At 61.6% G+C, this 24508-nt stretch carries 29 protein-coding genes and 1 tRNA gene; 10 read left to right on the plus strand and 20 right to left on the minus strand.

Annotation, left to right across the window (positions count from 1 at the left end):
* Positions 1-3: 3 nt before the first annotated feature.
* From U1737_RS17095 to U1737_RS17105, 3 genes are read right to left on the minus strand one after another with little or no spacing between them, the layout of a single operon-like run.
* Complete coding sequence (locus tag U1737_RS17095; protein WP_332797603.1) at positions 4-1272, minus strand: Y-family DNA polymerase; 1269 nt, start codon at positions 1270-1272, stop codon at positions 4-6.
* Positions 1269-1745, minus strand: a complete 477-nt coding sequence (locus U1737_RS17100; protein ID WP_332797604.1) for a LexA family protein — start codon at positions 1743-1745, stop codon at positions 1269-1271. Before U1737_RS17100 ends, U1737_RS17095 begins: the two co-directional genes overlap by 4 nt.
* Before the next feature lie 3 nt (positions 1746-1748).
* Positions 1749-1952, minus strand: a complete 204-nt coding sequence (locus U1737_RS17105) for a hypothetical protein (protein ID WP_332797605.1) — start codon at positions 1950-1952, stop codon at positions 1749-1751.
* 135 nt (positions 1953-2087) lie between these two features.
* Between U1737_RS17105 and U1737_RS17110 the strand changes: the two genes are divergently transcribed.
* Positions 2088-2312: a YozE family protein gene (locus tag U1737_RS17110; RefSeq protein ID WP_332797606.1), complete on the plus strand. Its 225-nt coding sequence runs from the start codon at positions 2088-2090 to the stop codon at positions 2310-2312.
* A gap of 214 nt (positions 2313-2526) precedes the next feature.
* Complete coding sequence (locus U1737_RS17115) at positions 2527-2652, plus strand: hypothetical protein (RefSeq protein ID WP_332797607.1); 126 nt, start codon at positions 2527-2529, stop codon at positions 2650-2652.
* A 653-nt stretch (positions 2653-3305) separates the two neighbouring features.
* On the opposite strand, the gene U1737_RS17120 is transcribed toward U1737_RS17115, so the two are convergent.
* The 9 genes from U1737_RS17120 to U1737_RS17160 all read right to left on the minus strand — a co-directional run bounded on the left by U1737_RS17120 (position 3306) and on the right by U1737_RS17160 (position 12342).
* A complete protein-coding gene (locus tag U1737_RS17120; RefSeq protein ID WP_332797608.1) occupies positions 3306-4970 on the minus strand; it encodes an IS630 family transposase in 1665 nt (554 codons plus the stop codon).
* Between the two features lie 822 nt (positions 4971-5792).
* Complete coding sequence (locus U1737_RS17125) at positions 5793-7529, minus strand: DUF5906 domain-containing protein (RefSeq protein WP_332797609.1); 1737 nt, start codon at positions 7527-7529, stop codon at positions 5793-5795.
* 120 nt (positions 7530-7649) lie between these two features.
* Entirely contained in the window at positions 7650-8219 is a 570-nt protein-coding gene (locus U1737_RS17130) for a bifunctional DNA primase/polymerase (protein WP_332797610.1), read from the minus strand.
* A 131-nt stretch (positions 8220-8350) separates the two neighbouring features.
* The gene (locus U1737_RS17135) at positions 8351-8575 is read right to left on the minus strand and encodes a hypothetical protein (protein ID WP_332797611.1); all 225 of its coding nucleotides are present in this window, start codon (positions 8573-8575) and stop codon (positions 8351-8353) included.
* A 68-nt stretch (positions 8576-8643) separates the two neighbouring features.
* On the minus strand, positions 8644-8880 hold the full coding sequence (locus U1737_RS17140; protein ID WP_332797612.1) for a hypothetical protein: 237 nt from the start codon (positions 8878-8880) through the stop codon (positions 8644-8646).
* Positions 8877-9470, minus strand: a complete 594-nt coding sequence (locus U1737_RS17145; RefSeq protein WP_332797613.1) for a hypothetical protein — start codon at positions 9468-9470, stop codon at positions 8877-8879. The genes U1737_RS17140 and U1737_RS17145 overlap by 4 nt, the downstream gene beginning before the upstream one ends.
* Positions 9467-9706, minus strand: coding sequence for a helix-turn-helix transcriptional regulator (locus U1737_RS17150; RefSeq protein WP_332797614.1), 240 nt, complete (start codon positions 9704-9706; stop codon positions 9467-9469). Before U1737_RS17150 ends, U1737_RS17145 begins: the two co-directional genes overlap by 4 nt.
* Positions 9707-10003: 297 nt before the next feature.
* Positions 10004-12013, minus strand: a complete 2010-nt coding sequence (locus U1737_RS17155) for a phage tail length tape measure family protein (protein WP_332797615.1) — start codon at positions 12011-12013, stop codon at positions 10004-10006.
* Positions 12010-12342 carry a hypothetical protein gene (locus U1737_RS17160; RefSeq protein WP_332797616.1) on the minus strand — a complete coding sequence of 111 codons (333 nt, stop codon included), beginning with the start codon at positions 12340-12342 and terminating at the stop codon, positions 12010-12012. Before U1737_RS17160 ends, U1737_RS17155 begins: the two co-directional genes overlap by 4 nt.
* A gap of 382 nt (positions 12343-12724) precedes the next feature.
* Here U1737_RS17160 and U1737_RS17165 point away from each other — a divergent pair, with 382 nt between their 5' ends.
* The 6 genes from U1737_RS17165 (at position 12725) to U1737_RS17190 (ending at position 15456) form a co-directional block, all read left to right on the plus strand.
* Positions 12725-12988, plus strand: a complete 264-nt coding sequence (locus U1737_RS17165; protein ID WP_332797617.1) for a hypothetical protein — start codon at positions 12725-12727, stop codon at positions 12986-12988.
* Positions 12985-13248 (plus strand): helix-turn-helix transcriptional regulator, encoded by a 264-nt coding sequence (locus U1737_RS17170; protein ID WP_332797618.1) that lies wholly within the window; start codon positions 12985-12987, stop codon positions 13246-13248. The genes U1737_RS17165 and U1737_RS17170 overlap by 4 nt, the downstream gene beginning before the upstream one ends.
* 141 nt (positions 13249-13389) lie before the next feature.
* On the plus strand, positions 13390-13707 hold the full coding sequence (locus U1737_RS17175) for a hypothetical protein (protein ID WP_332797619.1): 318 nt from the start codon (positions 13390-13392) through the stop codon (positions 13705-13707).
* 72 nt (positions 13708-13779) lie between these two features.
* Positions 13780-14055, plus strand: a complete 276-nt coding sequence (locus tag U1737_RS17180; protein ID WP_332797620.1) for a hypothetical protein — start codon at positions 13780-13782, stop codon at positions 14053-14055.
* A gap of 97 nt (positions 14056-14152) precedes the next feature.
* Positions 14153-14401, plus strand: coding sequence for a hypothetical protein (locus tag U1737_RS17185; protein ID WP_332797621.1), 249 nt, complete (start codon positions 14153-14155; stop codon positions 14399-14401).
* A complete protein-coding gene (locus U1737_RS17190) occupies positions 14398-15456 on the plus strand; it encodes a tyrosine-type recombinase/integrase (RefSeq protein WP_332797622.1) in 1059 nt (352 codons plus the stop codon). The genes U1737_RS17185 and U1737_RS17190 overlap by 4 nt, the downstream gene beginning before the upstream one ends.
* Positions 15457-15475: 19 nt before the next feature.
* Here U1737_RS17190 and U1737_RS17195 read toward each other — a convergent pair whose 3' ends face one another.
* The 7 genes from U1737_RS17195 to U1737_RS17225 form a co-directional block, all read right to left on the minus strand.
* Entirely contained in the window at positions 15476-16177 is a 702-nt protein-coding gene (locus U1737_RS17195) for a hypothetical protein (RefSeq protein WP_332797623.1), read from the minus strand.
* Between the two features lies 1 nt (position 16178).
* Entirely contained in the window at positions 16179-16778 is a 600-nt protein-coding gene (locus tag U1737_RS17200; RefSeq protein WP_332797624.1) for a hypothetical protein, read from the minus strand.
* A complete protein-coding gene (locus U1737_RS17205) occupies positions 16775-17518 on the minus strand; it encodes a hypothetical protein (protein ID WP_332797625.1) in 744 nt (247 codons plus the stop codon). Before U1737_RS17205 ends, U1737_RS17200 begins: the two co-directional genes overlap by 4 nt.
* Positions 17519-17705: 187 nt before the next feature.
* Positions 17706-17780, minus strand: a tRNA-Glu gene (locus U1737_RS17210).
* 61 nt (positions 17781-17841) lie between these two features.
* Entirely contained in the window at positions 17842-19593 is a 1752-nt protein-coding gene (gene recJ / locus U1737_RS17215; protein WP_332797626.1) for a single-stranded-DNA-specific exonuclease RecJ, read from the minus strand.
* Positions 19594-20158: 565 nt separating this feature from the next.
* Positions 20159-20842 (minus strand): prolyl hydroxylase family protein, encoded by a 684-nt coding sequence (locus U1737_RS17220; RefSeq protein ID WP_431358286.1) that lies wholly within the window; start codon positions 20840-20842, stop codon positions 20159-20161.
* Between the two features lie 117 nt (positions 20843-20959).
* On the minus strand, positions 20960-21667 hold the full coding sequence (locus tag U1737_RS17225) for an RcnB family protein (RefSeq protein ID WP_332797627.1): 708 nt from the start codon (positions 21665-21667) through the stop codon (positions 20960-20962).
* On the opposite strand from U1737_RS17225, the gene U1737_RS17230 reads away from it, so the two are divergent.
* Positions 21668-21946: a hypothetical protein gene (locus U1737_RS17230; RefSeq protein WP_332797628.1), complete on the plus strand. Its 279-nt coding sequence runs from the start codon at positions 21668-21670 to the stop codon at positions 21944-21946.
* 520 nt (positions 21947-22466) lie between these two features.
* Here U1737_RS17230 and U1737_RS17235 read toward each other — a convergent pair.
* Positions 22467-23012: a (2Fe-2S)-binding protein gene (locus U1737_RS17235; RefSeq protein ID WP_248522896.1), complete on the minus strand. Its 546-nt coding sequence runs from the start codon at positions 23010-23012 to the stop codon at positions 22467-22469.
* A gap of 118 nt (positions 23013-23130) precedes the next feature.
* Between U1737_RS17235 and U1737_RS17240 the strand changes: the two genes are divergently transcribed.
* A complete protein-coding gene (locus tag U1737_RS17240) occupies positions 23131-24438 on the plus strand; it encodes a sugar MFS transporter (RefSeq protein ID WP_248522897.1) in 1308 nt (435 codons plus the stop codon).
* The last annotated feature ends 70 nt before the right edge of the window (positions 24439-24508 follow it).

Genomic DNA, 24508 nt, shown 5'->3' on the forward strand with positions numbered 1-24508 from the left:
CGACTAGGCCCGAACCGTCGGCACCTGTCGAATGTCAGTCGTCCACGCCGGCGAGCGCATCTCCGACCGCATCTTCCATTCGCGCTTGAACCCCTGCGACGCCGTCACGGCCGTCCACGTGCCGAACTTCCCGTTGATCGCGTCGAGCGCGCCCATAAGCCGGTCGCGCCTGGCCGTGTCGGCTTCGAACAGCGTGCGCGGTCGCTCGTCCTGCGGAAGCAGGTCGTCGAGCATGATGCCGGCCTTCGTGTAGGCGTAGCCGTCGCGCCATGCCTTCTCAGCGCCGCGCCTGGCCGCCGCGATCAGCTCGAGGCTGTCGTTCGTCATCGGATGCAGCGTCACCATGCGCGATGCGCCGTACTGGGGCCGGTCGGGTTTATGCTTGTTCGTGTGGAAGAACGCAGTCAGTCGGGCCGCGACCAACCCGTGTGATCGCAGCTTCTCGCCAGCCCGCAGCGCGTATTGCGACAGCGCGCCCATCATCCGCTCAAAGTCACAGATCGGCGTCCCGAACGACCGGGTGACCGCCATGCCCTTGCGCCGCGGCTCGACCGATTCAACGGCGTTAGACGGGACACCACGTAGCTCTGCAACTAGCCTCTCAAGCACGACGGTCCCGACGGCGCGGGCCTGCTTCATCGGCATCTCACGCAACGCGCCGGCTGTATGAATACCAAGATCAGTCAGCTTGCGTGCGGTGGCGCTGCCAACGCCCCAAACGTCACCTACCGCGAAGGCGTGCATCACATCGCGCCGCACATCGTCGTCACGAAGATCGGCCACCCCGCCGAACTCCGGGTTCTTCTTGGCTGCCGCGTTCGCCAGCTTCGCCAGCGTCTTGGTCTCCGCGATACCGACGCACGTGGGTATCGTCGTCCATAGCTGGACCTGCGCTCGCATTGCGTTGGCGTGGGCGACGAGATCGCGGCCCTCAAACCCCGCCAGATCGAGAAATGTCTCGTCGATCGAGTAGATCTCGAAGTCGCGGGCGAAAGCCTCACAGGCAGCAATCACGCGGCGCTGCATGTCGCCGTACAGCGCATAGTTCGACGACCGGACCTGGATGCCGTGCTGCCTCACCTTGTCGCGCAGGTGATGGATCGGATCGCCCATCTTGATTCCGAGCGCCTTCGCCTCCGCCGATCGGGCGATCGCGCATCCGTCGTTGTTCGACAGGACGATGACCGGCACGCCGACCAAGCTGGCGTCGAAGGCGCGCTCGCAGGAGACATAGTAGTTGTTGCAGTCGATCAGGGCGATCGGCGTGCTCATGCCATCTTGCGCGCGACGCCGACGACCGTGCCCCAGATCTCGACATGTTCGTCCACGAGGATGTCCGAAAACCCTTCGGCCTCGGGGACGAGCCAGTGTCGGCCATCGATATAGCGCAGCCGCTTCAACGTCCGATCGCCATGCACTAGAGCCACGACTATTGCGCCGGTCTTCGGCTTCTTGGCACGGTTGACGACGATCAGATCGCCATCGTTGATCCCGGCGCCAGACATTGATCGGCCATCGACGCGCATGATGTAGCTCGCGGCTGGATGCTCGACGAGCCAGGCCCCCAGATCGATCGGTTCCTGCATGTCGTCCTGCGCCGGCGAGGGAAACCCGGCCTGCGTATGGACGATGAAGAAAGGCACCTCGCACGGCACCAGTTCGAACGGGACATCGTGAAGCCGTAGCGCATCGTTAGGGCGGTTCAGCGGGACGACGACCGGGCGATCTCGATTTGTCGCAGACACGGTCTAAAGGATTGCCGTGAAGAGGAGCTGATCATGCTGGGCGGCCAGCACCGACCGGGCATCCTGGGCCGCACCCACGGCTTGGCGGTACTCTACGGTCCCGAACCGCGCGGCATCGTCGAAGCTGAATTGCACCGCATCAATAGATGGATAGACGTTGTCGTATATCACGCGGGCAGCCGCTCTCAGCCGCAGATCGTGCTGCATTTCGTTGCTCCGTCAGTATCGAGTCGCCGGTCGTGGCGTGTCCCTAGCTAGGCCTGATCCCGATTGATTCGCAAGAACATTGCAAGAACATCAATCTGGTGCGATTGGCAGGCCTCCGATTCGAAGGACGCAAGAATGACCGATCACGATGAGCCGAAACCGGCGTTCGGCCAGTGGATTTTGACCCAGAAGGACCGAAGCGATCTTGTCGGCCAACTGGCTGCCGGCGCTGTCGCTGATCGCCGCTTCCCCCGCACCGGAGATCCGGAAGCCGTGCGGAAGCATCTCAGCGCCATGCAGGCAGAAGGCGACATGTTTGCCGCGGTTGACGACGCCGAGTCCGATTGGTTGTCCGCATGATGCAGGATGCGTGGGAACAGGCATTCGCGTTGATGGTCGGCCATGGGCAGGCGGGAGCTTGTGAGATTGTAGCGTTCGGTATGCAGAAGACGCCGCCGGGGGAACGAGAACAGTACCGCAAATGGGAGATTTTAGCCGACTGTCTTAACGCGGTAGCAGACGCGAGCCGGACAAAGCACTGATGCGACCGACGGCTCTATGATCATGATCGCGCGTGCACTCCTGGACGGTCACGCGCGATCATAATGGCGGCGGGGTTGAGGGGCCTTACGGGCGCGGCGATGTCCTCCTCAAGCGACGCACGCTGGCGGACGAGTGGGGGAAGTACGTGGCCGGCTGATTCAAAAATGGGTCGAACCGATGCGGCACCCTGCCAATATGGCAAAACAGTCGTTGCGACCGTCAGAGATCGCTTATAGGCTAGCGATCAGCATTGATTGCCCCTGGAGGAACGGTCGGGTGTGGACCCCAGATCGTTGGAGAACCCTAGAGGGCAATCAATGCTGCACCAGCAGTTTGGAGCTACCAGTGATTGGGTCCGTCTCCGGACACAACCCCATCATGTGTACCGATGCTTGAAAGAGACGCAAGAGGGTTACCAAGCGGGTATCCCCTCGGTTCGTCGCGTTCGCGTACAGGTTGGTCGAACACTACCGCCGCGACGCGTGGACTTCAGCGGGATTAGGGATGTGCAAGGGAACGAGACGGGAACGAAAATAATTTCTCCCCGGAAATCCGCCGTTCTGCATGGAACGCAACGTAAACATCAATTTTCGCCAGTTGACGATCGCGAAAATGCGAAATTCTCAATTCGCGCTGCGCGTATTGTGAACGGATGATCGTCGATCGCAGTTGAACGGCAACGAGTTGGACCGATTAACGCGCTGAAGTTTGGGGTCGAGGCGACGCTAGCTGACGAACATAGCCCCGACTATCGCTTGCATCAGCCCTCCGCCTAGCGAATGACGGGGTAGCCCTGACCGTCCGCCAGTTTCAACGCCAGCGCGGATCCTTGCAATTGTTGCTGTCGGAGAACGTCGGTACGACGCGCTCCTCGCCCCAGATGCGGTTACCAGCCCGTTTCGGGTTTTCGCGGAACTGCTGGTTGCGGTCTTTGAAATAACAGTCGATCGCAGCCCGTGCGGCATCGGCAGAGGCATAGTCGCTGTTGTGGATCACCGCCCGTGCCATGCCGCTAAAGACTGACTCGATGACGTTCAGGAACTGCGCACCGGCTGGTAAAGGGGCGGTCGCGACGCGAGGCCTGCCGGACGCCTCGGCGGTGGCATTGTGCTCCTCGATCCGCTTCATGAGCTTCTTCGCCACGTGCCATGACGCCGCGTCCCATGACAGGTAAATGGTTCGGCGATCAGCGTACTGCTCTACCAACACGTCCATCATCCGGATCATCTCTGTCGTGTTCTTCCTGTCGCTATAGAAGTGCGTGATCTGATTGCCGCTGAGTTCGAGCGCCGCCGTCATGATCATGCATCCTTTCGACTTCTGCCACTGCGGGACGACGCGCCGGGGGCCCGGAGCGTCGAGCTTGAGCCCCTGTCTCATTGTTACGGCGAAGGGCCCGAACTCATCGATGGAGAAGAAGGCTTCGTCCGCCGAGAGGTTGGATAAGATCGCCTGCACCGCAGCGAGTTTTTCACGGTAGGCTGGGTCTTGAGAGGTTAGCTGGATGCGAGCTTTTCGCCATTTGTATCCGGCGGCTCGCGTGATTCGCCGAATAACATCTCGGCCCGCCGCAAAGCCGGAGTCACCCAGCACACGCGACAAATCCGGCATAATCCAAGAGGTGCGATTGATCCCGTACTTAGTCGGAGGTTCATGCAGCGTACGAAAGACAGCCTGCTTGATGTGCTCGTCGTCGAACTTGCGGTGCGGCATGATTTTTCGCGCAAACAGCGCGGAAACGCCACCCTCCCGGTACAGCCTGACATAGCTATAGTAGGTGCCCTTGGAAATTCCGAGGAAGGCCATGGCGGTCCGCGCGCAAATTCCGGCTCTCCGTGATAAAATCACTACAGCACGGTTTCGATCAGAAAGCCTGCCGTCATAGAGGCGGCTTCTAATTAGGCTCGTATCGTCGTCGCCTCCTACGTCGCGACAACGCGTCTGTTCCGAGTCGTCTTTCTGGACTGCCGCCCGAAGCCATTCCCGATCGTTGCCTCGGCGAACATCACCCAGCCGCGGGCGGTGCGGTATTTGCTCTTTCGGGTGCTCTAGGGCTGCCTGGCCCCGCATACGCCCGCGGACGGCCGCTGCTCCAATGTCTGGTCGTTCGATCGCGATCTGCCGGACATATTCTTTTACGATCGTGTAGCCGCCCGCGAAGCCTTCTGCCTCCACAAGGTAGCGATGTATCCCTCTTGCTGACGGCAGACGATCGATTCCGCCCGTAACAGCCTCCACAAGCATCTGCCGGACGGTTGATTTGTAAGGCTCCAGCTTCGACAACTGCACGCTGGTACGCCCGAATGGCGGAGGGCGCGGTACATCAACCATCTTGCGCAGCACGCTGCGGCCGATACCCAGTTCGCGCGAAAGGCCGCGTAAGGAGGCGCCGTTCGATATACGCTCCCGGATCTTCGACCATTGTTTCTGGTTGCGATACATGGCGAACCCCGCCGACTCAGCGTTGAGCGACAAATATGCTCTCCTTGTGAACCAGAAACCAGTGGCCCCGAGACGTGCCTTAAAGCGCCAAGCCCAGACCGCTACGACACGAACTCGCTTCCACGATAGCTTGCATCAGGACGCCGCGCGGGACCGGCACGCTGACCGACGTGTAGCCTTCTCGCTGCACGACGCGTTCCGTACAGCCCGATCCACTGCCGGCCATGCTGGCGCCCAGCACTCTGCAGCGCTGGAACGGGAAGCAGGGGTGCAGTAGCCGCTGGTGCCTTGGCGTAAGCAATGAAGTCGCAAGCCGGTGGCTACTGCACCCGACCCGTTGATCGTCGCGTCTCATCTGACCACGTGTCAGGGGCAGTAGACACCGATCCGGCATCAGCTGGACCTTCCTACTGTGCCACGCTTCCGAACGGCCAGGGACGTGGACGGACACATGCAATCCGCTCAAGGTACTATCCAGCGTCCGTAGGCGTCCGCGCGGGACGCGGAGTCCCTGTTTCCGACCTATTTCAAACCAGCTTCTGGGCAATATGCGGAAAGTCGAACCGTCCAATGCGTCTAAGCCGTGCGTCCAATCGGAATCGGCCAAAAAAGGGCGGTTTTCTGCGGCGCGTCCAATAGGTCCACTACGTCCGATTGGGTAAGTCGCTAGTACGTCGTTCTGGCGCTTCATGTTCTGCGATCCGGCATCGAGGTAATATGGGCTTGTATCGAGGTCGTAACTACACGCGGGATATATCTATTGGACCTATTAGACCTATTGGACGGAGAGATAAAAACGGCGGAAATCGGCCATATTCCCCGTCCAATAGAAGAGCGTTTACGTCTAATCAGCGGTTACTCCGTCCAATCGATCGGACCGCGGATGTACCCCTCGAACTGCTGTCGGCATACATGCAGATCCGGCAACTGATACTCGTACACTCGAAGGCTGTTTTGCGTGCCACGCTTATCGGTCAAACCGGGCACCATCTTACGCAGTAATTCGCCGAAACGCCTTTCGCCGACCGGTTCTCCTTCGAATTTCCGCTCTTTAATCCAACTCGCATATTCTCCCCGAAGCGCGGTGCGAAGAACCGTGATGCCGCCCGCCGTCCAGTCGTCACCGTAGCCGTTACGGCAGTCCAACTCGCCGACCCCAAGCAGCTCGTGCCACCATTTTTCCATGCCGCGAAGCGACGCCAGCTTCTGGCCAACAAGGCCGGTAGTCTGCGGGGCGGCGCGGACGTTGAAGTTCGTCAAGTCATATGACTGCAACCATGCAAGCAGTGCTGCCGGGCCACCGTTCTCCCGTTCAGCTCGTAGAGGCGCAAAATAGACGTGATCGTCGGCGTGCTTGTCGCTTACGTCGAAAACCGCCCATCGACGCTCGTCAAAGCTTGCTGGAACGGTCCAGTCGGCGTTGGAGGTGATGAGGATTCGCATAAAGCTGTCGAGAGAAAGTGAGTCGATGCCCTTGCGTTCGATCTGCACCATTTCGCTCGTGACGAGGTATTTCAGCTGACTTTCCGCTTGGTGACTGCCCGCCCAGATGCCCTCCTGCACGTGCAGGAGCAACGCTGACTCCAGATGCCGGTTGAAGTTGCCCGTGATATGCCTCGGATCGCTTACCGTCGGCACGTGACGCCTGCCTATCATGGCCGCCAGATACTCACCGATCGTGTCCTTGCCGGTTCCCTTTAGGCCCCGAAGGATGAGCGCTACGCCAGGCTTCTCTTCCGGCTTCTGTACCAGATGGGCCATCCAACCGAAAACATATGCCGCGTGATCGGAATTTCCGCGGCAAACGACCTCACGAACGTGGTCGAGGAAGAGCTCGCACGACGCTGCCGAGTCCGGCTCCACCGCCCAGCCCTTCCAAAGGTTCAACGCACCGTCCGGCGTTCCGCCTGGCGCGAAGACGATCCCGTTCTCATACATCTGACGGGATGGATGACGCATCCATAATGCTGCCACGGATTCATAACGATCCGGACTGTCTCCGCCCTTCGCCCCCAACTTAAGACGCCGGTCATTCTCGTACAGAAGCTTGAAATCGTGGAAAGTGGCGAACACGACCTCGCCGTTTCGCTTCTCAGTGGTAATCAGCGTCTTACCTCCATGAGATATGACGGCGTGCTTCTGGTTCAGCCGCGCCACTGCAGCTGCAGGCGTCTCGTCGTCATCTTCGCCCGTCGTGAACACCGCGTCGTCTTCAGCGTTGCTCTGATAGAGAAGCGCATCGAAGTCGTTGTCATTGCTCGCTTCTAAGGACGCGTCGTCATCGAGGTCCGGAAGGTCATCTACCATTTTTAGGTCACGGACGACTTTCTGAAGTGAGGCCATTCGAAACGGTCTTGGGGTATTACCTTTGAAAGACTTCCAGTTTGAGCGCTGATCTTGTTCCTTGTATTTAGACGACTGCTTAGAAAACTCGCACCACGGGCCGTAACCCTCGTCCCCAAGTTCATGCTTGCAGGCCATCCCGACCTTGACCCAGCCAATCTCCCTTGGATCGCCTCCGCGAGCTTCGCACCATGGATCAAGCGGGAGCGCCGCAAGGATTGCTTCAACTTCTTCGACCGTTAGCCCCAAGCGATCGGTGTTCCCGGCGTAATCGTCGTCGAGATCGGCAACAATCGCACCGGCGCGCTCAATCGCTGCAACCGAGATGCGTGGCGCACCCTCAAACCCGTCGAAGTCAAACTCGCGTTCTCAGCGATAAGGTAGTCCGGTATCCGGGTGAATAGACGGCGGCATCACTGCCTGTTTCGGCCCGCCGAATAGCTCAATTTCCCAGTGATGCTTTTTGACGTCGCGCTTGACGCTTCGGTCGAACACCATCTCCCAACCGGGGCTTTTCGCTAGCTTCCTGGATGCAAACGGTTGATCAGTGACGAAGTAGATATGCCGGGACTCACCTCCACTGCCCGAAATGACGCTCGGCAGTATCTCGAATTGAACATTGGGCAGCAGCGACTTCAAAGTTGCCCACGCCGCGTGTCCCTCTGCAGGTTTACGGATATCCAAATCAATAAGATGGAGGTAGCCGCCGTCTACTCGAGAGAACTCACCCAGTCGTACGCCCAGGTTGTTACCAGTCCGGTATGTCGTTCTCAGTTGTTCAACCGTTGCAACGGGTCGCTTCGACCAGTCATCACCGATAGGACGCTTTTGCTTTTTATGAAGCCAATGTAGGCCGAATCCGGCTGCAGCAAATGCCGCCGCGCTTTCAAGAATAGATGCGTCGGATTGTTCAGAAAACTTCTGTAATACGGTAGCCATAATTCAACAAAGCCTTGTGTTGGCCCTGAATTGTGCTATGTATCCGTGGTCGGACGGATTCGCAGAATCCAGGGAAGCCGGAGCGGATTGATCCTCGCTCCGGCTTTCTGTTTTTAAGGGTCGACGAAGCCTTACGGCGTTATCATCGCCGACAGGTTCGGCAGGGCAAAGAGGCGCTTTCGCTGCGCAGCAGTTAGCCCCGCGAGGCCACCGATGATCACGAACTTGACCGTCTCGCCGGTGACTACGCAGTCCAACTCAGCCGCCCGAGCCCTTCGCCAGCCGATACAGCGGCTAATGCGCTGCCGATTGACCGTTTCGGCCTTGCCGATGCACTGGGCGACTTCCGGCGGCATGCCTTCCGCTTGAAGTTCTCCAATCCGACGCTGCTGCCACAGCGGCCAAGGGACCATGCGGCGCGGCCTCACTGCGCACCTGCGTCGTCGGAAACGCACTGCAGGCGTGCGGACTTCGCAAGCGCCATGACGGTCGAGGCGTCGGCATGATCGCTATTCGCCGCAGCCGTAGGTTTCGGGGTCGCTGTCGGTTGCGTATCCGGTTCACTTGCCGCCTTCGCGGGCGTGCCTTCGAAGCCCTGCAGGCCCATCTGGCTGCCCAGCGCCAGCAGCGTAACCGCATCGCTTTTGATTGGTTGGGTCATGCCTCGATCTCCTGAATTACTTCTTCGATCCGGGCAGTAGTTTCTGAGTAGCCTGCCCAATCCCACGCGCCCCGTCCGGGGCCGGCGTCACAGAAGATATTTTGCCCCGCGGTCGTACTCATGGCGGCGCAAAGCTTGGACGCGTTGCCTTCTACGTATGCCGTGGCCTGGCGGCTGTGCAGGCGAAGCGCGTAGTCCTCGGCAGCGGCGAGACTCGCGAGTGCTCGGCCAAACAGCGCGCCGGCTTCCTGGGCGGCAGTGAGCAACGGCGGCACCACTTCCGACCGGACGTGCTGGCCTTGCGCCCGCCGCCGCTCGGCTTGGGCATGTTCGACGTCCTGCAGAGCACTTGGTAGCTGCTTGTCGACGAACTCCATGATCCGGACGCAGGCTGCCTGCGCTTCGATCAGTTCAGCGCGTTTAGCGTCTGACATCTGCTTGTGGGGACGGGGTAGGCCCAGCACGTCGGCTTCCGCATTGACCAGTCGCGCTGCATCATCGGCAGAGATTGCTAGGGCATTGGCATCATGCGTGCCCTTTGCCGTGGCGCGCTTGGTCTGCAGGTTCTTAACCTGCTCCTGCGGGGTCATGCTGCAACGCTCTCGGCAACGCGTGCCGCAATGATGGCGTCAAGCCATGAACGCGGAATGCCGCAGGCGTTGCCTTCTTTGCGCAGCCGGATCGGTGCCGGTGCCTCTCCGCTTCTTACCATCTGGTGTAGCTGCTGACGCGATTTGAACCCGAGATAGGCGGCGGCTTCGGGTGGGCGAAGCATGGGGCCCGTCGGCGGCACGGAACTCCAAGGGGTGGCGGCAGGATGGGTCATGTCGATTCTCCAACGGGACGCGCGATTCGCTTCCACGTCAGAGCATATGGATCATCACCAACTTAGAGTCCAATATCGGTAGCCAGTCGTAACTCTCGCGATCGTCCAGCTATATGTGACGTGCACAATCAATGCAACTGAAAGTTGGAACGCATTTCTACTCGCAAACGAATTCCTCTCATTGGATCGTCAGCGGTGCCGTCTGCTGACCCGGCAGCAGCGTCATGGACCCACGTCGGTCATCGCCTGCCACCTTGGTCGTGTATGCAGGCGACCAGCGCGACGCTGCTCCCGGCCCTACCGCGACGTGACGATGTCCGTGTTCGCGCGTGCAATCTGCGCGCTGATGTCGCCCGCGGACTTCGCGCCGGCGATCGCGCGAATGGCCTGCGACGCGATGCGACCGAGACCGTCGAGTTCCTTCGCGATTTCCTTTATCGGCGCGGTGTCCGACAGCACGTTGAGGAAGTCCTGCCACGCGCCGCCCAGCGACCGTGCGGCCTCCGACCAGCTGCCGCGCATCTTGTTGGCAGCGTCTTCCTGCTGCTCGCTGAAGATACGCAGGGCCTCGTTCCGCGCTTCGGCGGCCTTGCCCTGCTCGAACAGGGACTTGATGTTGTCGCGCTGGGCGGACGTTAGGAAGTTCGTCGCGTCATCCAGCTTCTTGACGCTGTCGAATCCGCCGGTGAACGCGTCGCTGACCTGCTGCGCGGCATCGACCACCTTGATGCCCAGCACGTCGGCGAGATCCTGCGCGGCCTTGCCGAACTCAACGATGCGGGTCGGATTGACGCCGTCCTTCACGAACCCGCGCACCACGGTGACCGCGTCGGCGGCCGACAGGCCGTAGTGGTCGAGCGCTTCGGACGCCTCGCTGAGTTGCTTCGCGCCGTACGTGGCGCCGTCGGCCGATGCAGCCAGCAGCCCCATGAACTTCCGCGTGCGTTCGGCTTCGTCGCCGGCGTTCTTCAGGGCGAGGACGACGGCGCCAACGGTGGCGACGAATGCGATCAGCGCTGGGTTGGTCAGCGCTGCGACAATCGAACTACCAACGCGCGGGAACAACTGCAGGATCTGGCCGCCCTGCTGCGCCAAGGTCTGCGTCAGTGAGGTGCCGGACGCCAGCTGCGTAACGACGTCGTTCACCTGGTACCCGAGGTTCTGGACTTCATATGGTTTCAACCCGAACAATTGGGCCTTGCCGTCCTTCCCCTTGTTCGCGAGCGTCGCGCGTGCCTTGTCAGCGCTGTTGTTCAGCAACGCAGTCGCACCGGCCAGTTCGGTCGCGCTGATCTTCCCGGCTTTGTACAGCCGGTTCGCTTCGGCCAGTTCTGTGTTGAGGTTCGCCTGAATAACGCCGAGCGGATTCAGTTCAGCTTTTAACTTCGCCGTCGCCGCCGTCAGTTCCTTCTCTGCACGTGCGGCTTCCGTGGCGGCGGTTTCCTCGTCGCGCAACTGCTGGGCGAACGCGGTGTCGGCTGCCTTCGGCGCGCTGCCACCGTTGCCTTCGATCCGGCCGCGGGCACGCAAAGCGTTGTTCGTCAGTTCAGCCGCCTGCGCGCGATCGCGTTCTGCGTTCGCTGCTGCTTCCGTGGCCGCTGCCTGCTTCTCTAGTGCGGCGAACGTGGCGCCGTTGTCGGCCGCAGCGCCGCGGTCGGCGCCGGTGACGCGGGCGATGCTCCGCATGACGCTGGCATTCCGCTGCGCGGCTGCCGTCTGGTTGTCGAGCGACCGAGCGTAATCGTTGGCCTCGCCGCTGGCGAACGTGCTGACGGCACCTGCCAGGCGGGTCTGCCGTTCGAGTTCGGCCATGCCAGATGCTGCACGGGTGTATCCGACTTCCTGCTGGGCGATGGTGCGCTGCAGTTTGCCCGCTTCCGATTCCAGGCGCTTCATTTCGCCGGTGACTTCAGCGATCTGCGCACGGAGGACGTCGGCGTTACCGTTCGTCAGCAGCGCATCGACCAGTGCCACACGCAACTGGTCGGCCGCACGCGCGGCGCCGCGCTGCTGGGCTTCCAGGGATGCATACTGCTGCTTGCTGGCGGCGATGGCGCGGTTTTGCCGCTCAAGGGCTTCCGCGCCCGCGTCGCCTGCCTGCGCGGTCTTCGAATACGCCTTGTCCAGCGATGCCAGCACGCCGAGGATCTGCTGCATCCCGGTCGCCGCAGTTTCGCTGCCGGCGGCGACACGCTTCTGGGTGCCGATCAACTGCTCGAGTGCGCTGCCGATCGCCGTGACAGCCTTGGTCGCCTCGTCTCTGGCGCGGATTACGAGTACGGAGTCGACTTGGCGGCGGGCGCTCATTGAACGCTTCCTGTCTCGCTACCGAACCCTGGAACGACCGCGGCGATTAGAACGCCGGCAATACTCTGGGGGGTATGTGCAGCAATCGTTCGCGCAGCGACTATGGCGGCCTGAAGAGAGGTCAGAAAACCTCCCTGAATATCACCTATGGGGCGACCGCTACTGGTTGCAACCAAGTCACGCGCGACGTCAGCATCGATTGCCATTCTCGAGACCGCATACGCCACGTCGTCGATTTCGATGCGCGGCATGTTCGCCACGACCGTCAGCGCCGTTGGGTTGCGTTCGATGACTTCAGAAAGCTGCTTGAGGGATAGTATGTTATCCATGTCGCCGGTCACTCCGTAAGGAGTCTGCAAATTAACATGAATCTGCCGACTCGTAGAATTTCGGAGAGCTATTGGACTTTCAACTTACAGTTGATTATCAACTGCACTGGTTGTAACTGCGTCGGTAAGGAAGAACTAACTTTACGACTGTTAATTAAGTCGAGTATTTGTTTGCAGTCGGCTCGAAAACGGAGTCGATACGGACGGTAATCCGTAGCTGCAGGCACCGCCTTTCCAGTATCCGCTTTGAGCGGTGCACTACGGTCGGGCGACGATGGGGAGTCTATGACTCGTCGTGTCTGCTGCACGATATTGCCGCCCGTCGTTGTCCGGCCACCAATCGGCAGTTTGGCCCGGGCGCATCTCAGCAGGAGCCAAGTCCATGACCAACGAAATCAACGGAAATGCCATCTCGAGTGACGAGATCCTCGGCTATGCACAGATGGCTGAAACTGGCGACTACGGCGCCGATTGCGCGACTGGCCGCCAAATGGCTGATGCACTCATCAAGCGAATGGCTGATACTGACTACACGCCGGCCCTTGGGGCAGTCGTCCGCGAAATGATGAAGGCTGGCAGGTGGGAGGCCGTCCACACCGGTTTTTTTCAGCGCTTGGCCGAGCGGTCGGTTGCAGCGGTAGCATGATTGTCGAAGCGAGAACCGTCGCGCACGCTGAGTTCTGGCCGTTAACACGGGTTCAGGAAATTACTGGGCTGTCAAAGACGACTCTGTATGAATTTATGAAATCCGGCAAGTTCCCGCGGTCGCACAGCTACCAGTTTACCGACAAGAGGCGATTTTGGTTGTTGAACGACGTCAAGCGTTGGCAGCAGGATCAAATGTCGACTCGACGTACTGAACTGGAAGTTGAAATTGACGACGACTTTGATGCGCTTCTGAAATGATGAAGCGGAGTCTAGCCCTCCGAAATTTCAGCATCCATCAATCGTAGGGTATTACGAGTCGTCCCGCGAACGTGCGGATCGGTGTCTCCGCACTGGTCCGCATATTCGCGGGATGCGGTACAACCTACGGAGATGCATATCATGGCCAACGCCAAACCCCGCCCCACCGGCGCAGACACCCTCGATATCGATCGCAAGCGGCTTCCCGATGGCAAGCCCAACCTTTCGCCCAGCGGCGCGCTGCCAGATCCCGTGGTTCAGGAAGCAGGCATCGTTCCGCTAAAGGCGATCAATTCGATCACATACGGCGCGCAGAAGACTGCGCTACCTGGATCGCTGTTCGTACCGCCGACCGCAGCAACTCGCTTAGAGCTTCTGCAAGGCCAGTATCCCCCTGCGGAAGAGCCTTCAACGGCCGAACTCTCGCTGTTCGCTGACCAGCAGACCGAGTTCGCCTGACCAGTTGGTCGCCTGCGGCGTCACTCCACCGCAGGCGACCTTCAACCTACCGGAGTGTAGGAGGCATCTGAGATGTCCGATCATGAGCAGTTCTTCCGCCAAGGGCCCGAATTCACGGCGCCTGCGCGAGCGCAGCAAGCCGGTCTGAAGCCGCTGAAGGCGACCGGGCAGATTCTCTTCAATCCGAAGGAAGTAATTCGAGGTAGCGTTCTGAAGGACGGTGTGCGGTCGGTCGCGCCGAAAACGGTGTTTATGCCGGTGACGGCTGCCGAGCGCCGCGAACTGCTGATGGGCGAGTATCCCATCGCAGTGGAACCGAGTGCTGCCGAGATCGCCGCGTTCGGATGATTGGGACCGTCGCTTCGTCAAAGGGCTGATGCATGACTGACATGTTGAGGATAGGATATCGACGCGTGGGGTACCTGGAACGGGCTACCGCGGCAGCGTGAGCGCACTCGCACGTCTCGAAAAGCTGCCCGACTGGCCGGCTCGCATGACGGCAGACGTCGCTGCGATCTACATGGGCATATCGAAGTCGACCTTCGCCACGCGCTTCGGCGCGATCGGCGTGAAAGAGGGCGCGAACGTCCTCTGGGCGCGCGTGCAGCTGGACAGGATCATTGCCAAGCAGTTCGCCATCCCCCAGCCTGTCGCCAACGGCGATGGAGATAGCTCGTGGGACGACTTGCGGTGAAGAACGTCACCGAACGAAAAGGGCTGCTGTACTTCCGGCGCAAGATCGCCGGGAAGGACACGTACATCCGCCTACCGGCCGTCGACAGTCCTGACTTCGCCGCGGAGTATGCGCGGCTGTCGAAGCCCGAGGCAGTCGTCGTTGGCCCGGCTCGCGGTACGTTAGGTTGGCTGGTCGCGGATTATCGCGCTAGCCCGGAGTGGAAGGCGAAGGGCCTCAAGACGCGCGAGAACCAAGGTCGCTATCTCCAGCTGATCGCCACCGTGCACGGTCACCGAACGGTGGCAGGCGTCCGGCCGGTCAGCTTGTTCAAAATGCGCGACGCCTATGCTGACACTCCCGGCAAGGCGAATGTATGGCTTAGCGCATTTGGCTCGCTGATGCGTCACGCGATCAAGCTGGGACTGCGCGACGACAACCCGTGCGACAAGATCCCGATCCTTGCGATCGGCGAGCACGAGCCGTGGCCGGCCGACTTGTTGGCGGTGTGCCTCGCCGAAGCTACGCCCATGACGCGCCTCGCGATCGTCACCGGGCTATGCTCCGGGCAGCGGGTGAGCGACTGCGTCAGGATGCAGTACGGCTGGATCACGTCCGGCATCATGGAATTCACGCAGGTGAAGAAGCGGAAGGGCGGGGTGACGAAGGACGTCGCCGTGCCGATGCATCCCTTCTGGCTGGAGGAGCTTGCCAAGCTGCCGCGCCGTTCGGTGACGTTGCTCTACGAGCGGTCCGGCGCGCCGTTCAAGACGACCGCCGCCATCCAGGAGCGCCTGCGCAAGCTGATGTCGGAGCCGGCCGTGCAGGAGGTGATCGCGGATCTGATCGCGCGCGAGATGATCGTCGACGACGCCAGCTTCACGTTCCATGGCCTGCGCAAGAACGCATGCTGCTACCTGGTCGAGTGCGGCATCAACGACAGCGAGATCGGGGAAATCCTCGGCATGTCGCCGGAGATGGTGCGCCACTACAGCAAGCGGGCGAGGGCTCTAATGGTGGCTCGTGGCGCCGCGAACCGCATGACTGGCGGCAGTATCCTAGCTTTATCTAGATAGGACTGCATCAATAGCAGCCCTAACCTGATGGTTCAGGGCTGCCCTGCAAAGGATTTTCCAACCCCTTGTCCAATAATGGTGCTTCCAGAAGCCCCGGCCACCCTCCAAGCTCGACTATATTGTTAATGATAGCGGCATCGGTTAGATGCAGTGACTTCCCCTGCCATGGACCAAGCAATCCGGCTTCTAAGCAGTCTTCGCCAAGCCGCGAAAACGGATGGTTGTCGTCACCGTCGTCGACTTCGCATCTGTGGCTTACCGGAATTGAAGTGAATGCCTCGGCTAACGCAATTCCAGCGGCGGTCCGTAGTTGTGCATGCCGATTCCTGGGCGCGTCCGTCGAAATAAAAAGCGCAACGTCAACATGCGCCTTCTCCCCCAGCTCTTCTTGAAGGCGTAACTCGATCCGATACTTGTCGCCAACCAGGACCATCGAGTCCAAGACGGCTATGCGGTAGCCACAATAATACCGCTTCTTTTCGGCGGTTAAGTTGTCGCCAAGGCGATCGTTACCCGCCTTGGCAATTTTGCAGCCGACTCTATGAACCTCGTTCGGCGGCGGCGCTAGCCGACATAATACCGCTGATTGATGCGACGCACCATCATCGGCACGCTTTCCAAACTCCCACAATTTACCATTGACATGTATACTACCCTCAAAAAACTGAGGATAGATGAGGCAACGTGCAATTTGATCATCTGGTCGTAAGCTTGTTTCCATCTTAGCGTAAATCTTGCAACGCTAAGCGTGTAAGCTTTATGGAATCCGCAATCCGCAATTGCTTGCCGCCTCGACGTAGAACGTAACCCCACTCATCGTCCGTTACAGTTATTGCAAAAGTTGCATCTTCTGCTGCCCAAAGCATCACGACGGCATCACCTCCATGCCAACTCAATTCGGGCGGGGCGTAGTCAAGGGTTTTTAACTGGCCGAGAATTTCGGTAGCCGTATCTAATGCTCCCGACTCAACTAGAGCATCTCCATCTTCGTCAGTCTGTAGACGTAACGCGCCTAATTGTTCTTCAGCGCGCCGGTAAAAGGTTTCTGCCGTCGCCATCATTGAGTCTGAACTACTAGTTGTTAATCGTCGATCGATTGGCGTAAAACGCAGATAACATCTTGGTTCAAAAGCCTCAGAGGTGATTGCACTTCCAGTCAAAATCGATTTGTGAACTCGATAATCGGCTGTGAATATATCGGCTGCGGACTGAAGTGCACTAGAAGAATTTTTACGTACGTTTGCAATCGGCGATCTTTCTTGTTCGACGATCCGCAATGACCCCCATCCAATGGTCGTTCCAGCGCCGGAATGCTCGGTCATAGCAAGCGCCCAAGGCCATCGCGTAAAAGTAAACCCGCTTCTGCGGCTAGTTCATCAGCTAGTATAGAAACATCGTAACCCAATAGTGCGTGATTTGGAGCAGTATTCAAATCTATTTTGAACCCAACAAAGCGCGTTAGCTGAAACCCGTTATTTACCGCAGTGCCTAAGTTGTTCCCGATGATAAATCCAATTTCGCCGACGCTCCATGTACAAAGTCTGTTCATAGGAAGCATCGGATATTTTTCAAATGAACGGGGCACGTTGAATTGGACGACGGTGTCGCTGGAATTATCCGGAATAGGTATGGATGGTAGGGCTGACCGTAACACGCTTACCTCATTGCCCGCCGCAACGGTGACCGCCATGTCCAATACAATTGCGATACGTGACGGGGAGAAAATTCCCCCGAGCGTCTTGAGGATAGCATTGGCGCCGTAAACTGCGCCTTGAATATCGCTTATGCGGGGAGGGGCCAAGACAGGCTGAAGGCCAAACATCGGCGGCATGACGGGACCAAATGAAACATCGATGCGCCCGACTTGAGACCCGATCGTGATGTTAAAACCGTTTCGTTCGCCAGAGGCCGAAGAATGCAGGTTTGGAGAGGCAGCGGCTTTTTGGAAAGCGTCGGGGCTGTTGTTTGGGAACACAAGTGCCCAAAGCGCTAGCGCATCTCGCTGCGTATCCGTGGGCGGAATAAACATCACGGCCTGTACGCTATCAGCTTTCCAGTCCATGCCGTTCTCCATCCTATTGCCGCAACGACGAGGTTCTAGGCTTCCTAGGAACAACGCCTCGCTCGGTCAACGTGCGGCGCCCTATGTTCCCTGCGACATAACCCAACCAATATAGGGGGCAAAAACAGGATTAAATCGGGGGCAACCGCTCCAAACACTTCCACCAAAAACCGCTGATTTCAGCCATTGGTGACCCCTACGGGAATCGAACCCGTGCTTCAGCCGTGAAAGGGCCGCGTCCTAACCGCTAGACGAAGGGGCCTGCGTGGTGGAGGCCGACTAAGGGGAAGGGGGCGGGGCGTCAAGCGTTTCGGTGCAACAATTTAGTCCGCCCATGCCGCATCCTCGACATGAAGCTCGGCCGACGGGCGCGAGGACCAGTCGTCGATCTTCGCGCGGCCCGCCAGCCAGAGCTTGCGGTGGGGGGCGGCGCCCAGCAGCGCTTGGCCCAGCGCGCTCTCGGCCGAGCGGAAGGCCATCGCCTTGATGCTGCGGCCGTCATCGCCCGCCACGATCGTGCGGACGTGGCCGTTGCCGACGATGTCCGCCTTGATGATGCGGACCGGGCCCATCGCGACGCGGGGAGATGGCCAGCCCATGCCGTAGGGGCCGCCGGCTTCCATTGATTCGACGAGGCCGGGATTGACGCCGCCGGCCGCGAGCACTGCGTCGAGCAGGAGGGCGCGGTCGCCGTTGGAGCGTTCCACGGCGGCGGCGAGGCGCTCTTCGAGGAAGTCGGTGAAGGCGGGGATCGCGGCCTCGCTGATCGTCAGGCCGGCGGCCATCGCGTGGCCTCCACCTGCGACCAGCAGGCCGTGTTCGCGTGCGGCCATCACTGCCGCGCCGAGGTCGACGCCGGGGATCGAGCGGCCGGAGCCCTTGCCGATGCCGTTCTCGTCGATCGCTATGACGATCGCGGGGCGGCCGAGTTTCTCTTTCAGGCGGCCGGCGACGATGCCGATCACGCCGGGATGCCAGCCGTGGCCTGCGACCACCGCGACGGCGCGGTCGCGGCTGGAGAGCAGGTCGGCGGCCTCCTGCACCGCGGTTTCGATCGCGCGGCGTTCTTCGTTGAGACGGTCGAGTTCGGTGGCGATCGCGCGCGCTTCGTCGGGGTCCTGCGTAGTGAGCAGACGGACACCGAGATCGGCGCGACCGACGCGGCCGCCGGCGTTGATGCGGGGCCCTAGCGCGAAGCCGAGGTCGGTGCAGGTCGGGTTGCGGGTCAGGCGCGAGGCCTCGATCAGCGCGGCGACGCCGATGTTCTTGCGCGCGCCCATGACTTTCAGGCCCTGCGACACGAACGCGCGGTTGAGGCCGCGGAGCTGAGCGACGTCGGCGACGGTGCCGAGTGCGACGATGTCGAGCAGGTCGATCAGCTTGGGCTCGGCACGGTCCTTGAAGAAGCCGCGGATGCGTAAGCTTCGGACGAGCGCGGCGGCGGCGAGGAAGCACATGCCGACCGCGGCGAGGTGGCCGTGCGCGGCGCCTTCGGTCTCGTCGAGGCGGTTGGGGTTTACCAGCGCCAACGCGTGCGGGAGCGCGGTCGAGCATTTGTGGTGGTCGATGACGATCACGTCGACCTTCGCGTCGCGAGCTGCGTCGAGCGCGTCGAACGCCTGCGCGCCGCAGTCTACCGTGACGATCAGCGTGGCGCCTTCGCCGGCGAGGCGGACCAGCGCTTCGCCCGAGGGGCCGTAACCTTCGAGTAGGCGGTCGGGGATGTAGGGGCGCGCTTCGATCCCCAGGTCGCGCAGGACCAGGACCATGAGCGCGGCGGAGGTGGCGCCGTCGACGTCGTAATCGCCGAAGATCGCGACCTGTTCGCCAGTTTGCACGGCGTCGGCGAGGCGTTCGGCGGCGCGGTCCATGTCGCGGAAGATGGACGGGTCGGGCATGAACGCGCGGATCGAGGGGGTGCGGTGCGCGTCGAGGCCGTCGCGCGGGCAGCCTCTAGCGAGCAGGAGCTGGGTAACGAGGTCGTCGCCAGTGAAACCGTCCCGGCCGTCTGCGGCGAACGCGCGCCAGCGCCAGGGTTGGCCGAGGATGGAGGAGGTTACGCCGAGAACTGTCATGTCTCGGACGTAGTGGCTGCGGGGGGATTGTCGAGCGGACCGTGCATTGGGCGAGCGCTCGCACCGTCATCCTGACGAAAGTCAGGATCCAGGATTACGGGGGTGGGCGTTCATGGCTCTGGATCCTGACTTTCGTCAGGATGACGTGACGGGGGTGGAGAGGGGGCTTGTTGGTGGGGGGCGGTGGAAGGAGAAGACGCTCCCGCCCCCCGCACCCGTTCGTGCTGAGTAGCGACCGAGTAGCTTCGCAAGAAGCGTATCGAGGGTGCGTATCGAAGCATGGGTTCCGCGCGCCAACCTGTTCTTCGATACGCCGTCTCGATACGCTCCGTTGGAGCTACTCGACGGCTACTCAGGACGAACGGTGGTGGGCTGGGAACGACGCAGTAGGGAAGCAGGGGAAACCGCCCCCAACTTCGTCATCCCCGCGCAGGCGGGGATCCATATACGCCGCGGTTGCGGTCAGATCGCCGAGGCTAACCTTTATGGGTTCCCGCCTCCGCGGGAATGACGCGAGGGCAGGCGGGAAGTGCTTTTCCCCGCGAGGCGGCAGCTTGCCACCCCCTCACTTGATCCAGGGCCGCTCGCGGAACCACTTGGTCACGATATACTTCACGCCCTCCATCACCGGCATGCCCTCGTGCAGCGTCAGCCCGTTCGGCGTCCCGTCCGGATTCATGTTGTTCCACGCCAGCAGCATGCCGCGTTTCGGGGCGATCTTGATGCCGGCCTGCGGGAACCACGTCGCGCCGCCCTCGGGGACGTCGTTGAGGAACACCATCGCGGTCCAGGTGCGCTGGCCGCCCTGCTCCTGCATCTTGGCCCAATAGCTTTCGGACTCGTGGAAATAATCATGGTGCGCGCGGAATTGCTGGCCGGGGGCGTAGCGCTGGCCCTGCATCGTCTCGCCGTGGAGGAGGTCGATGCCGAGCAGCGTGGCGATCGCCTCGTCGGTCGGCTGCACCTCGGGGGACCAGCGATCCATGTCGCAGCTCTCCGAGGTGCGGAAGCTGCTGTTCGGGCGATCGGACAGCAAGGTCGACGGCCGCCGTTTCGAATCGATCATCGCGATCAGCTGCTTGCAGGTCTTGGGATCGAGGAAGTCGGACTGGTAATAGAACTGCACCGTGTCCATCGCGATGCGCTGCACCGCGGGATTGGCGTTGAGCCGGGCGGCGACCTGCGATCCGGCGGCCTGGCGGAGTGCCATGGCCGGATCGACCTTCTTGGCTTTTGAAAAGATACCCACGCCGCAGGATTTGGCGAACTGGCCCCGAAAGGCAAGAGGGGGAAACGCAAGAGCCCCGCGGCGACGTCTGTCACCACGGGGCTCTCCCCTGTTACTGCGTGACGGGTAGGCGGGCGCTTACCAGAAGATGTCGTACACCGTGTCGACCACGCGGCCGTTGTCGAGATCGACCAGCAACGCGTCGTTGTAATAGCGCACCCAGCGATACGGGCCGTACGCCTCGGGCAGGCGATAGGTGTACGGGTCCTGGATCCAGTAATTCTGGTTGTAGAGAATGCTGTTCAGCGAGAAGCCGACTCCGAAGCGACGATAGCCCGATCCCCAGCCGCTCGGCGCATAATAGCGCGGGAGGCGGTAAGCGCCGCGGTTCGACGCGCGGTAGTTGCTCCAGGCGTAGCGGTTGTCGTTGCGCCAGCCACGGTTCCACGCGCCGCCTTGGTTGAAGCGGCCCTGGTTGAAGCGGCCCTGGCTGTACCCGCCCTGATCGTAGCGGCCCCTTTCGTCGCCGCCGCGGGCATAGCCAGGCGCCGCGCCGTACGCACGGTTGGGCTGGCGGTTCTGGTAACCGTCGCGGTCACCACGCCAGTCGCCTCGGTCGCCGGTGCGGCCATCATTCCGCCAATCGCGCTGGCGATCGTTACGATCGAACTGACCGCGATCCGCCTGCTGGTTGCCACGATCGCTGCCGGGGACGAAACCGGGGCGACCCTGGCCGCGACTCCAGTCGCCGCGATTCAAGTCGCCACGATTCCAGTTGCCGCGGTTCTGGCCGGTCTGCTGGCCGGGCCGGTTTTGGCCGTTCCAGTCAGGACGGTCTCCGCGCATTTGAGCGCGCGTGTCCAGGTCGGCGCGTTGCGGACGCTGGGGCTGATCGGCGGCGGCGGGACGCTGTTGCTGGAACGCCTGGCCGTTCTGGCGCGGACCACGATCCCCGCGATCCCCGCGATCCCCGCGATCCCCGCGATCGGTGCGTGGCGCGCGCTCCTGACGCTGGTCATCGCGGGGGCCGCGATCGCCACGGTCCTGCTCGACCTGTTGTGCGCTGGCGGTGCTTGCCATGAACGTCGCCGGCACCAACGCCGACGCCGCCATCAAGAGTTTTAGAAACTTGCCCGTCATCGCGGTGGTCCTCGACTGCCGGCGCACAAGCCGGCTCCTATGATGGGCGCGGTCTAGACGGTGCGGCGTGTGGGGACGCTGAATGGGTTCGTCAGTGATTAGACAGGTTTGGGGGTGAATTTTGTAGTTTTATACCAACAATAGTTCGCCGCCAATGCGCCGCGGAGCTTACCGTAAATAACGACCACCCCGGCGAAGGCCGGGGCCCAGTTGGGGATGGCGTGTAACGACGTACTGCGATCTATCACGCTGGACGTTCCAACTGGGCCCCGGCCTCCGCCGGGGTGATGCAGCGATCGCGGCGGCTAACCGTGCAAGCGATCGAGTCACGCGCACAAGATCGCCCTCCCAGTTCTCCCGCGAAGGCGGCAGCCCAGTTTCTCCCGCGAAGGCGGCAGCCCAGTTTCTCCCGCGAAGGCGGCAGCCCAGTTTCTCCCGCGAAGGCGGCAGCTCAGTCTGGACTCCCGCCTTCGCGGGAGACCATGCTTGGTTTTGCGCGCGCGCTCTACCGCGCCGGCGGGGGGACCAGAGCAGGCACCAATCGCGCTGAATCCGCAGGATCGATCCCCGGCCGCGGCCCCGCCGGAATCACCTCTTCCCCGCGCATCGCCCGCCCGGCCCGCTGCACCGCCTCGACCACGCGCGGATAGACCCCGCACCGGCACAGATTGGTGATCTGCTCGCGGATCAGCGCCTCGCTCGGGTCCGCGTTGCGTTTCAGCAGCGCGGCGGCGGCCATCACCATCCCCGGAATGCAGAACCCACATTGCGGCACCGCCTCCGCGATGAAGGCCAGTTGCACCGGATGATTGCGCTCGCGCGACAGACCTTCGATGGTGGTGACGTAGGCGCCCTCGATCGACCCGATCGGTACGCGGCAACTGCGCACTGCGCGCCCGTCGATGTCCACCGTGCACGCGCCGCAATGCCCCGTACCGCAGCCATATTTCGTGCCTGTCAGGTTCGACGCGTCGCGCAACGCCCACAGCAGCGGCGTCTCGTTGTCTAGCTTGTATTCGATCGGCTCGTTGTTGACGGTGAAGCGGCTCATGGTCGCCGTCCTAGCCGGTCCGCGCGGATCGCACCAAGCAGCATTCCCGCGCGCCATTGCCACGCAGCGGCGCCCCGGCTTATGTCGCGCGCATAATACCGCGAGAGGGCGCAACACGATGCACGTCGATACCAAATCCACACCCCGTCAGGATGGGGCAGCCGGCGGCGATGCCAGCCACGGCTACGACGCACCCGACCTGCGCGTGTTCGTGTTCGCGCTGTTCTTCATTTTCGGCGGTATCACTTCGCTGAACGACATCATCATCCCGAAGATGAAGGAGCTCTTCACGCTCGACCATGCGACCGCGATGCTGGTCCAGTCGGCGTTCTTCCTCGCCTATGCGCTGTTCTCGATCCCCGCCGCGGCGATCGTGCGCAAGGCCGGGTACATGCGGACTGCGTCGATCGGCCTCGTGACGATGACCGCGGGCTGCCTGTTGTTCATCCCGGCCGCGGGCCAGGCGAGCTTCGGCATGTTCCTGTTCGCGCTGTTCGTGCTCGGCGCGGGCATCACCGTCGTGCAGGTCGTCGCCAACCCACTGATCTCCGCGCTGGGCCATCCCAAGTCCGCCTCGAGCCGCCTCACGTTTGCACAGGCGTTCAACTCGCTCGGCACCACCATCTTCCCGTATGTCGGCTCCGCGCTGATCCTCGGCGGGCTGGCGACGGTCGACTCCTCGACGCTCACCGGCGCCGCGCTCGACGCGTACCGGACGGAGTCGTCGCGAACGGTCGTGCACACCTATATCGGTCTCGCGATCGCGCTGCTGATCGTTGCTGCGGTCGTGTGGACCCGCCGTAACCGGCTCAACGAGGAGCAGGAGCAGACCGGCAGCATCTTGCACGCGTTCACGCTGCTCAAGCGCCCGCGCTTCGCGATGGGAACGGCGTGCATCTTCCTGTACGTCGGCGCCGAAGTCGCGGTCGGCTCGCTGATCGTCAATTACCTGATGCAGCCGAGCGTGATGGGCCTGAGCGACGTCGCGGCGGGCAAGCACGTGCCGTTCTACTGGGGCGGCGCGCTGGTCGGCCGGTTCATCGGTGCGTACGTGCTCAACAAGGTGTCGCCGGGCAAGGTTCTCGCGGGCGTCGCGACGGGGACGCTGGCACTGATTCTGATCTCGGCGAACACCGAGGGCGCTTTGTCGGGCTGGGCGCTGCTGGCGATCGGCCTGATGAACGCGGTGATGTTCCCGACGATCTTCAGCCTCGCGTCGGAAGGTCTCGGCAAGCGCGCGGCGGAAGGCTCGGGCGTGATCGCCACGGCGATCGTCGGCGGCGCGATCATCCCGTATCTGACGGGGATGCTGGCGGACACGTCGGGCAGCCTGCACTTCGCGCTGCTGCTCCCGGCGATCTGCTATGCGCTGATCCTGGCGTACGGGTTGTACGCCCGGAAGCCGGTGACAGAGGTCGCGGCCTGAACTCTTCGGCCTGAACCGCCCCATCCGTCACCTTGGCACCATTTGCCGCCAACCCTAGCCGCAACCCGAG

The sequence above is a fragment of the Sphingomonas fucosidasi genome (assembly GCF_036663855.1).
Lineage (GTDB): Bacteria > Pseudomonadota > Alphaproteobacteria > Sphingomonadales > Sphingomonadaceae > Sphingomonas > Sphingomonas faeni_B.